The sequence below is a fragment of the Deinococcus betulae genome (assembly GCF_020166395.1).
GTDB lineage: Bacteria > Deinococcota > Deinococci > Deinococcales > Deinococcaceae > Deinococcus > Deinococcus betulae.
This window is the reverse complement of sequence record NZ_JAIQXU010000033.1, coordinates 39009-48751: the sequence shown is the minus strand read 5'-3', so window position 1 is coordinate 48751 and position 9743 is coordinate 39009. Positions and strand designations below refer to the sequence as shown.

4 protein-coding genes are annotated in these 9743 nt (G+C 67.8%); all 4 read right to left on the bottom strand.

All coding sequences use genetic code 11. The annotated features are described in order from the left end of the window. The coding region (locus K7W42_RS19430) for a hypothetical protein (protein ID WP_224576783.1) at positions 1-376 on the bottom strand (376 nt) is incomplete at its 3' end. A gap of 18 nt (positions 377-394) precedes the next feature. Next, on the bottom strand, positions 395-1009 hold the full coding sequence (locus tag K7W42_RS19425) for a hypothetical protein (RefSeq protein WP_224576782.1): 615 nt from the start codon (positions 1007-1009) through the stop codon (positions 395-397). Continuing rightward, positions 1009-2733 (bottom strand): hypothetical protein, encoded by a 1725-nt coding sequence (locus K7W42_RS19420; RefSeq protein WP_224576780.1) that lies wholly within the window; start codon positions 2731-2733, stop codon positions 1009-1011. Before K7W42_RS19420 ends, K7W42_RS19425 begins: the two co-directional genes overlap by 1 nt. A gap of 17 nt (positions 2734-2750) precedes the next feature. Continuing rightward, positions 2751-9701 carry a phage tail tape measure protein gene (locus tag K7W42_RS19415; RefSeq protein WP_224576779.1) on the bottom strand — a complete coding sequence of 2317 codons (6951 nt, stop codon included), beginning with the start codon at positions 9699-9701 and terminating at the stop codon, positions 2751-2753. Positions 9702-9743: the final 42 nt, after the last annotated feature.

The following is a 9743-nucleotide window of genomic DNA, read 5'->3' as shown; positions in this document are numbered from 1 at the left end:
CCGTCAGGCGCGTGCCGCCCAGGCCGTTCGGGTTGGCGTCCAGTTCGGCCTGACTGGGTGCGACAGGATTCGCGGTGGTCGTCGACCGGAACTTCGGGAGGGTGGCCAGCACCGCGCTGGCCGCACTGGCGGCCTGGTGTGCTGCGAGGGTCGCCGCGTCCAGCGTGCCCTTGGCCTGTGCGGTCGCCAGGGTCGCTGCCTGCGTGGCCGCTGCCGGAATCGTGGCCTTGACCTGCTCCAGATCGCTGGCCGCGTTCTGCAGCTGCTGGGTCTTCTGCTCGGCGGCCGTGGCGGCCGTCTCGCCCCGCTGAATCAGGGTGTCCATTGCCCCCGCGTCACTCTCCAACAGCACGCGGGGCCGAGTGGGCGCACTCACAGTGCCCTACCAGCCAGATCAGTTCTGTTCATCGTCATAGCTCAGCTCCAAAGGGTGAAACACCAGCCCCGTGTACGGCGCGGTGTACGTGGTGGGCGTCCCTTGCACGCCGCCCAGGTATTCGACTTCGTAATAGCCGTCCCCCTCATCCACGACCTGCAACATGCCCAGCGGGTACAGGCCCAGGCCATCTTCAAAGGGGTAACGCCGGGGCCGCTTATCGTCTGGACTCAGGTACCACAGGGGGTCACGCAGCAGCAGCTGGGCGCGCAGCACCGCGAACTCGCTGCGGTCGAACAGCTGCACGCCCAGCACCTGCCGGAAGCGCGCCCCGCAGTACCAGCGCTCGGTGCGCTCCAGCACCCCCTCCCACAGCTCCTTGCGCCGCGTGATCAGGCCGGGGGTGTTCACGCCCGTGTCCCAGGACGCCTGGGCCGGCAGGATGCGCGCGGTGCAGGGGATTTCGACCTCCATCACCACAGCCTTGCTGGTGCCGGCCCCGGACAGGAAGGCCCGGCCACTGCCGCGCGTCTGGTGCTGGGTCCGGTTGAACTCCAGCTTGTCGTCTTTATGCCCGGCTGGGTAGGGCAGCAGCCAGGGGCGGCCGTCAAAGGTTTGAACCGTGATCTGCATCAGCGGGCACTCACGGCGTTGGACAGGGCCGCCTGCTGGACCCGGCGCTCAGCCTGCGCGGCCTGCGCCACGTCGTCGGCGTCGTCGGCCTGGCCCACCTGCACCTCAGTCCAGGCCTGGCCGTCCTCGTCGATCACGTAGCGGTACAGGTCCGCCCGGCGGGCCTCGCTGCGGCCCTCTTCACTCCCGTCCGGCGCTCGGTAGATGCAGGTCACGAACGCGCGCGGCGCCACGTTCCAGCCCGGCACCCGGATGGTTTCGGGCTCCGGGGTGGGCAGGTGGGCCAGGCGCATCACGTCCCGCTTGACGGCCGCCTCGTCCATGAACAGCATGCCCAGGGTTGTGAGGTAGATCGGCCCCGTCCCCGTGCGGGCCACGCGCACCGCCACCTCGCTGAGGGCGCCGCTGTCCCAGTGGTCAGCAATCCACTGCCGCACCTCGTCGGGAAAGAGCAGGAGGCCATCCGGCTCCGGCGGGCAGCGCACGTCCAGCACGTCATCGAACAGAAACCCGGTCACGATGCCGCCCAGCACATGCACCGCCACCCCCCAGGGCACCGGGCCAGGCGGGTACTTCACCCGGACCAGGAAGGTGCCGCCCTGTGCCGTCACCAGCTGGCCGGTGTGAGGGTCCTGCACGGTGGGGGGACCGTACACCGCCAGGGCGGTGTTCACATCGCCGTCATTCAGGCTGTTCAGATCGCCGTGAAAGCCCACCGCCGCCCAGGGCGCCAGCGGCACCAGGGTGGCCTGACCCCCCACCACGACCGGCGCGCGGGTGCCGGCTCCCGGTGTCCAGTCGGCGCTGACCCCGATACACGGCGCGCGGGTGAAGTACTGAGGGAGGGGCTTAAGTAACTCCCGCCGCGAGCTGTGGCCATACACCGCAGGGTCTGCCACCTGCACGAGCAGGGTGGTCTGGGCGCCCTCCTGCTGCCCCAGCAGGCTCTGGCCGAACACCTCGTAGGGGCCGGGCCCCGGGCGGTTCCAGGTGGCCCGCACGTGGGTGCGGAGTTTGGCGCTGGACCCCCGCTGCCCCTGGATGATCACGCCGTCCCGCTCGTCGAAAATGTGCAGGCCGTCCGGCTTGCCCCAGATCGGCTGGCGCTGGGCATTTACGCCGTAGTCCCCGATGCCTGCAGAGGCGTCTTCCAGGTCGGCGGTCAGCCACTTGTCGGCGATCTGCATGGGCGACTCGTACCGGGGCACGATGGCGGGGCGGGGGGTGCCGATGCCGATGCTGGGCAACTGGGGCACTTTGACGGCCTGCCCGAGTTGCCCCGAGGCGATGACGGCCGTCAGCATCTGCGCCCACTGGCGGTTGGGAAAATCCTGCGGGATGGTCTCCCGCACCTCCACGCGGTCCAGGCGCTGACGCAGCCCGTAGAGCACGTAGCCGTCCGCGTCGGGGTGACGCAGGGCGGGCACGGTGTCGGCGGAGCCAGACCAGCGGGCCTGCCAGGTGGCGCCGCCGTCCTCACTCCACCAGACCTCGACGAGGTCTTCGTACCCGATGCCCAGGTGAGACGAGACGCCACTGAAGCTGGCCTGGCGGCAGTCCCCGCCGGGACGGACTTCGAGGACCGGGCCGTCCGCGAGGCGCAGGGCCTGCTGGCCGGTGGCCAGGGTGCCGAGGCCGTCGAGCACGAGGTCATGCTTGAAGGCCCCGGCGTGGGTCAGGACCACGAATTTGTAGAGGGGGGGACAGTCGTTGGGGTTGGTCACGGGTCACCTCCGGGGGGTCAGCCGTTGAGCAGCGCGCCGCTGCGGGCGCGAACGCGGATTTCGGGAACTGGTTGGGTGATGCGGACATCGGCACTGAGACCGTTCTGCGTGGCACGCTCAAAGACCTGAGCAGCGCGCTCGATGATGCGGGCCGATTCCAGGGTCTGCTGGCTGGCCTGCTGCTGCTTGGCCAGATCGGTGTTCAGGCGCACCTGCACGCTGGCCGGTAGGCCCAATTCTTCAGAGGCGGTGCGGCCCAGCGGCGTGCCTGCGCCGTCCTCACCAAACACGCCCAGCTGCTGGCTCGTGGGCACGAGGACGGTCTGGTAGAAGTCGGCGAGCGCCGTGTTGCCGCTGATAATCGCCTGCTGCAACTCCTGCGCGGCGCGAATATCGTCGGCTGGGTCAGCGGTTTTCTTAGCAGCGATGAACTTGTCCAGAAAGGGCTGAACGATGTTCTTCATCACCTCGCCCTGCAGGAAGCCGTCAATCAGGCCTTGCAGGATGTTCTGAGAGAGGGCCTTGCGCATGTCGATGCCCAGGTCACTGAAGTTGGCCTTGCCGGCCTTGATGCCTTCCAGCATCCCGCCGCTGACCGCCTCGTACAGCGCGTCGCCCAGCGTACGGGCGATGTCGAGGGCCTCCTGATCAATCGTGGACTTCTTGAAGCCCAGGAAGCCCCAGAAGCCGCCCCGGCTCTCGACCTTCGCATAGCTGCTGGTGTCGAAGAACTTGATGCCTTTCGTGGCTTCACCGATCTGCTCACGGGCCTTCCGGGCGCTGTTGGCGCCGCCCACAAAGATGTCCACGATGGTGCTGACCACGGTGGCCACGCCCGCCACGATGGCCCCCACCCAGTTGCCCTGAGCCAGCTGCATCAGCGTGCCCTGAAGGCCAGACACAAAGGTGCCCACCACGCGGTCGGTATCCTCGTCCCCGGTTTTGAAGACGTCCATCAGGCCGCCCACGAGGCTGGCTGCGCCTTTCAGGACGGCTTCTTTGCCCCCGGACTTCCCGCCGGCCCCGAAGAAAGCGGCCAGACCATCGGTGACAGCGCTCAGGCCCGCCTGAAGCGGCGTGTTCTTCCCAAGGACCTGGCTGGCGGTCTTCAGGCCCTGGGTCAGGGGGTCCAGCTTCTGAAGTTCCCTGTAGCGGCTGATCAGTCGGTCAATCTCGGCGGTCAGTTCCGGGTACTTCTTTTTCAGCTCCTCCAGGCTGCGGACCTGCGACTGGTAGGCGGGTTCGCTCAGGCCCAGCACCTGATTGAGTTCGCCCTGAGCGCGCTTGAGTTCTTCCTGCGCCGTCCGGGTCAGGTCGGCGCTGCTGATGAGGCCCCCCGCCAGAATCTGCCCCAGCCGCTGCTGATGCTGCGCCTCGGCCAGTTCCAGGGCTTTACCTGTCTTGTCCTGGGTGTCGAGTCGGTAGCGGGCCGTTTCCTGCTCGATCAGGATGACCTGCCGCTGCTGGAGGTAGGCCCGCTCCGAGAGGGTGCCCAGCGACCGCTGGGTGTCCAGGGCCGAGAGGCGGGTGTCGAAGGCCAGGTCGGCCAGCTGGCGAGCCGCGTCCACCTCGCCGGTCAGGGCGTCAATGGCTTTGCCCGCCATATCCTTCACCGACTCGTCACTGCTGCTGTCGCGGATGCGCTCCAGTTCAGGCAGCAGCTGGGTGCGCAGGGTCTCGGCGTAGCCGGCGGCCCGGCTGTCGAGTCCCTGGAACTGCGCGAAGACCTTGCCCAGGTCGGTCATGCCCTCGGCCGTGCCCGCTTTCTGCTGAGCGACCTCGATGCCGCCGCTCAGCTTCTCAACGAGTGCCGTCCATTCAGGCGAGTCCCCGATCTGGTTACGGATGCCGCGCAGAAACGAGACACCCAGGCTGCTGAAATCCTCGGGGGCAAAGCGGTCCAGGGCCGCCATAAAGTCGGCGCGGCCCTGTTCGCCCAGTTCGGTCCAATAGCGGTCGCCGAAGAAGGCGTTGCCCTGTCCTCCCAAGAAATTCAGGAGGGTGCGCGGCCCGCTCTGGGCCAGACCCTGCACGCGGGTGCCGTCCGCCTGATTCTTTCGGCCCAGGGCCAAATCAGCCTGGGTGGCCACCTCGTCCGCGACCCTCTCCGCTTCGGCGCGGTAGTAGTCCAGTAGGGCGACGGCGCGCTCAGCGGCGGCCGCCATGTCCTCTTCCATCTGGGCCAGCACGTCGCCGTACACCCGCCGCATGGATTCCGCCGCCGTGCGGTTGTACGCCTCCAGCTGCTCAAGGCTGCGGACCCCGAACCCGGCCAACGCCGCTTGGTACCCCGACTCGCCCACGCCATAACTGGCGCGCAGGCTGTAGTCCATCACCGCGTCGGTGTTGCTGTACTGGGCAGCGTCGGCGGTCTGGGCCTCCTGGAAGGCCTGAGCCCAGGCCCGCACGCCCGGCGCCTCCTGGGCCAGCGCGCGGCTGCGGTTGCGTAGCGCCACCAGCGCCGGGTCCAGCTGCAGGCCGGCGGCCGTGGCGTCCCGCAGGAGCCCGTTCAGGTCCCGCCAGTAGGCGGTCAGTTCGGCGTCGGTGAACGTTCCCTCACCCAGCCGCTGGGCGAAGGCGTCCAGCGTGGATTCGTACTGTGCCTTTAGCCCCGAAAGGGCTTCAGCGCGGGCCGCCGTTTCGGTGCGGACGGCTTTGGTCTGGGCGCGCTCCGCCCCTTCAATGGTGAGGCGGGCGTCCTCGTAAGCGTCCCCTACCATCGCCACGCGCTGCTGCTCGATGAGTTGCTCACGGGCACGCAGGGCCTGCCCACTCAGGGCGGCTTTGGCCTTCTCTTTTTCTGAGTCGGCCCACACCTGCGCGTCCTTGACCGCCAGCGACCGGGCGCGCAGGGCCAGGCGGCGCTCCACCTCCAGAATGGCCGGCCCCGTCTCCTGCACGATGGCCAGCCGCTCACTGGCGTTGCTGCCCGCGAGGTCGAGTTCCTCCTGCTGAGTGGCTTTGAGCTGGCCTAGCACGCGCTCGGCATCTTTGACCCGCCCCTCGCCTACCAGGCGGTTCAGCTCAAGCAGTTGCTGGGCGGCTTGTTCGCGTTTGGCCTTGGCGTCGGCCTCCTTCTGCCTGCGCTTCTCCTCGGCCTCTTTCTCCTTGCGTTCGCGCTCCTTCTGGGTCTGCTCGGCGTCGCGGTCGAGGCCCTCCTGCTGCTGGCGGGCCTTGCTGGCCACGTCGGCTCCCAGTTTGCGCAGCGCCTGGTACTTCTCAGTCTCGCCGTAGGCGTTCTTCTCGGCAGTGGCTGCCTTCAGGGCTGCCGCACTGATGCCCTGAAGACTCTTGATATAGGCGGTGGCGCTGTCGTCAAGCTTGAAGCTGTTCTCTGCGTCTTCCAGTTGCTGGGAAAGTCGGTCAAACCCCTGCCCAAACTGACTGGTGGCCTTTTTCGTTTCGCCTAGCTTACTGCGTACCAGATCGAGAGCCGCCGCCGCGCGGGGACTGGCTTTCCCGAAGGCTTCCAGCAGGTTCTGCACCTGCACGATGCGGTCTACATCCTCGGACTTCAGGGCGTCCTTTTCTGCCTTGAGCAAGCGGGCTGCTTCTGCTTTGAGGGCTGCGCTGCTGGCTGGGCCACGGGGTGCAGGCGGGGTAGCGGCGGGGGTGGTGACCTTGCCCGTAAAGGGGTTCACCACTGGAGCGGCGGGCGCCCCTGTGCCACCCACGGCATAGGGACTGACGTTCGGCCGGTAGAACGTGGCTGTCCCGCCGGGCAGCACCTCAAAGGGTGACACTGTGGTGGGCACGTCTTTGCCTCGGCTGCCACCGGGGTTCTGGATGATCAATAGGCGCCCTTCCGAGTCCCGCCCCACCACCAGAGCGCTGTGATGTCCACTGACCGCGCCGTACCCCTTGCCCGAGAAATCCACGAAGTCACCCGGCTGGGCCTCAGCCTGGCTGACCCGGGTGCTGACCGCCGCCACCTGCTTGGCGAGCGTGCCCGCGTTGGCCGCGCCCTGAATCTTGACCCCCAGCGTTTTCAGGATGGCGCTGGCGATCACCGCGCAGTCCGAATCCACTTTCGGATCAGAAACGAAGACGTCCTTCAGGGAGCCGATCATGGCCGAAGTCCAGAGCGACCCCGCCTGCTGCGCGCCCTTCGGGTCCAGCAAATTGGTCGCTAGGCTGGCTTTGACTGCGTCTGCGCCCCCCTGCAAGTTGTTCTGCCACAGGCGCATGTAGTGGTCGAAGTTGCCCAGGATGGCCGTGACCTGGCGATAGGCCCCATCTGGGCCGTCCAGGGGCCTAATCAGGTTGCTGTCGATCAGGTTGGTGCGCAGCTCGGCGGCCGCTCCACGCCGCTGCCCCTCGGTCAGGGCGTTCATGACGCCCTTGGCGGTGCCAGACCCGTATTTGAGCAGCGCCCCGAGCGGGCCGTACATGAAGGTGTTCAGGACCGAGCCCACGGCCCCTTTCCCGGGTGTGGTCAGCGAGCCCAGTTCCTGCGAGCCTCCGCTCAGGAACTTCAGCACCTTTGTGGTGAAGTCGTCGCCCGGCGTGATTTTCAGGGCGATCTTGAGTTCTTGCGGCGTTTTAGCGCTGCCGACGAGCTTCATGAACGCTTCGAGCTTGGTGACCACCGGTTCCAGCACGTCGTCCAGAAAGCGCCCGAATACCTTGATCAGCCCTTCAACTGCTGGCGCCAGGGTTTCGCCAATGCGCTGCTTGAGCAGCAGAATCTTGTTGTTCAGCTCAATCTGGGCCGCCACGAGACTGCTGGTGCGCTCTTTGGCCGCCAGGTCAGAGGTGCCCTGTTTGTCCAGGGCCGCCGTCCGTTGGTCAAGCAGGCGCACGCCCTGAGCATTCGTGGTGTTGTAGGCGTCCAGCAGCGTGGTGGCCGTACGCACCCCGTCCGAACCGAAGATCAGTTCCAGGGTGGCCAGGCGCTGCTTGTCGGTGTAGCCGGTCAGGCCCTGTTCCAGCTCGGCCGTGATCTGCCGCAGGCCCTTCATCTTGCCGGCCGCGTCAAAGGCGTTGAAGCCGATCTTGGCCATCTCGCGGGCGGCTTCCTTGCTGTTCGGCGTCAGGGCCTGGGTAAAGACCTTGAAGCTGGTCCCGGCATCGGACGCCCCGATCAGGCGGTCCCGCATCAGGCTCATGACGGCGGTGAAGCTCTTCAGGTCCACATTCGCGGTGCGGGCCGCACTGCCGCCCATCGCAATGGCCAGGCGGAAGTCGTCGAGCTTCAGGGCCGACACATTGGCCGCGTTAGCCAGCAAGTCCGGCACCTTCGCGGCCTCCGCCCCCTCGATGCCAAAGGCCCGCATGGTGCCCACGAGGACCTCGGCACTGACGCTGAGATCTTTCACCCCGGAGGCAGCCGCCAGGGTGGCTGCCGTCTTCAGCCCGCCGCCCAGAATCTCGCTGGTTTCCAGGCCACGGCTACCCAGTTCTTCAATGGCTTTGGCGGCCTGGACACTGTCAAAGCCCAGCTTGGCGAGCGCGGGATCTTGAGCCAGGGCTTGGAGTTGCTTCCCGGCGGCGCGCCCCGCCTCACCGTACAGGCCGAGGGTGGCCTTGGCGTTCTGAATGGCGTCCTGCAGCGGCGCGTAGGCCCGAACCGTGCTGGCCGCCGCCGCACCCAGGGCGAAGACGGCGGTGGCCACTGCTGTGACCGCAAGACCAGCCGGACCAGCCGCCGCCCCGATCCCACTCAGGCCACTGGCAAAGGTGCTGGCCTGAAGCGCCGCCGCACCCAGACTGCCCCCGGCCTGCGCCGCGAACTGGGGCAGCATCCGCAGGGCGTTCAGCACCCCGCCACTCAGCCCCAGGGGGGTAAACAGGCCGTCCAGGGCGTTGCGCTGACTGCCGAGCTGCGCGGTCAGGCGGTTGATCTGCCCGAGTTGCGAGACGGTGAGATTGCTGCGCTCGCCCAGGCTGCGCAGCCGGGCTTCCAGCTGCCGGATCTGGTCCTCGTAGGCCCGGACGGCCGCGCGCTTGTCGGCAAAGCGCCCCGCCGCGTTGACGGCCTGCTCGAAACCGGTGCGGGCGCCCGCCAGGTCGGCGCGCAGCTTGGCCAGACTCGCGTCGTTGATGCGCTTGGTGGCCGTGCCCAGGCCACCCATGACCCGCTCCAGGGCCTGGGCTTCGGCGCTGCCAGCACGCAGGGTGCCTGACAGGGCGGCGCCCGCCGTGCGGATGCGCTCCAGCTCGCGGAGGTAGGTGCGCAGGCTGGCTGCGCCGCGCTCGTACTGGCTCTGGACATTTTGCAGGTCGCGCCCCAGCTGCTGGACCCCAGCCTGCGCGCCCACCTGGTTCAGGGCCTGGGCGACCTGTCCGGAGGTCACGCGCAGGGCGTCGAGTTTGGCCTGTTGCTGGCCGGTGAGCACCCCGAGACCGCGCAGACTGGCGATCTCGGCGTCAATTGAGGCCTTCAGTGCACGGGTGGCCGCGTCGAACTGCGTGGTGTTGAGGGCGCTGGACTTCAGGTCGCCCTGGAGGGCGCGTAGCTGGGCGGCGTAGGGATTGAGGACCCCTGACCCCCCACTGCCGCCTGCACCTGTGCCTGCGCCGCTGGGCGGACCAGTCGGAGGTCGCGTGCGGCGAATCTCTTCCAGCACGGCCCGCAGCTCTGTAATCGTGGTCCGGAACTGGGTGTTCATGGAGGTCGTGGCGCTGAGAATGGCGCCCAGGCCGGTGGTGTTGATGGCAAACAGACCACTGACGCTGGCGCCCAGGCCTTGGAGCAGGGTCCTGATCTGCCCGATGCGGGTGGCCGCGTCGGCGCTGTCAATCACGATCTTGACGGTCTTTTCCGCCTTGACGTTGGAGAGGGCGGCCGCCGCCTCCGCACGGGTGGGACCACGCAGCCTCACGGCCGCGTCCACCTTCACACCGGTCAGGGCACCGAGGTCACGCTGGGCGGTGCGGATCAGGTCACGCACCGCGTTCAGGGCGCGCGAGGTGTTCGCGGTCAGTTCAATGTTGGCGCCGCCGACGTTCGTGCTGATGGAGACCACCTCCGGGTGGACAAAAGGGCGGTGGCCGCCTCCAATCTGGGG

Bases quoted from the DNA above. Each gene is read 5' to 3' on its own strand.
- K7W42_RS19425 (WP_224576782.1), bottom strand. From the start codon at position 1,009: ATGCAGATCACGGTTCAAACCTTTGACGGCCGCCCCTGGCTGCTGCCC.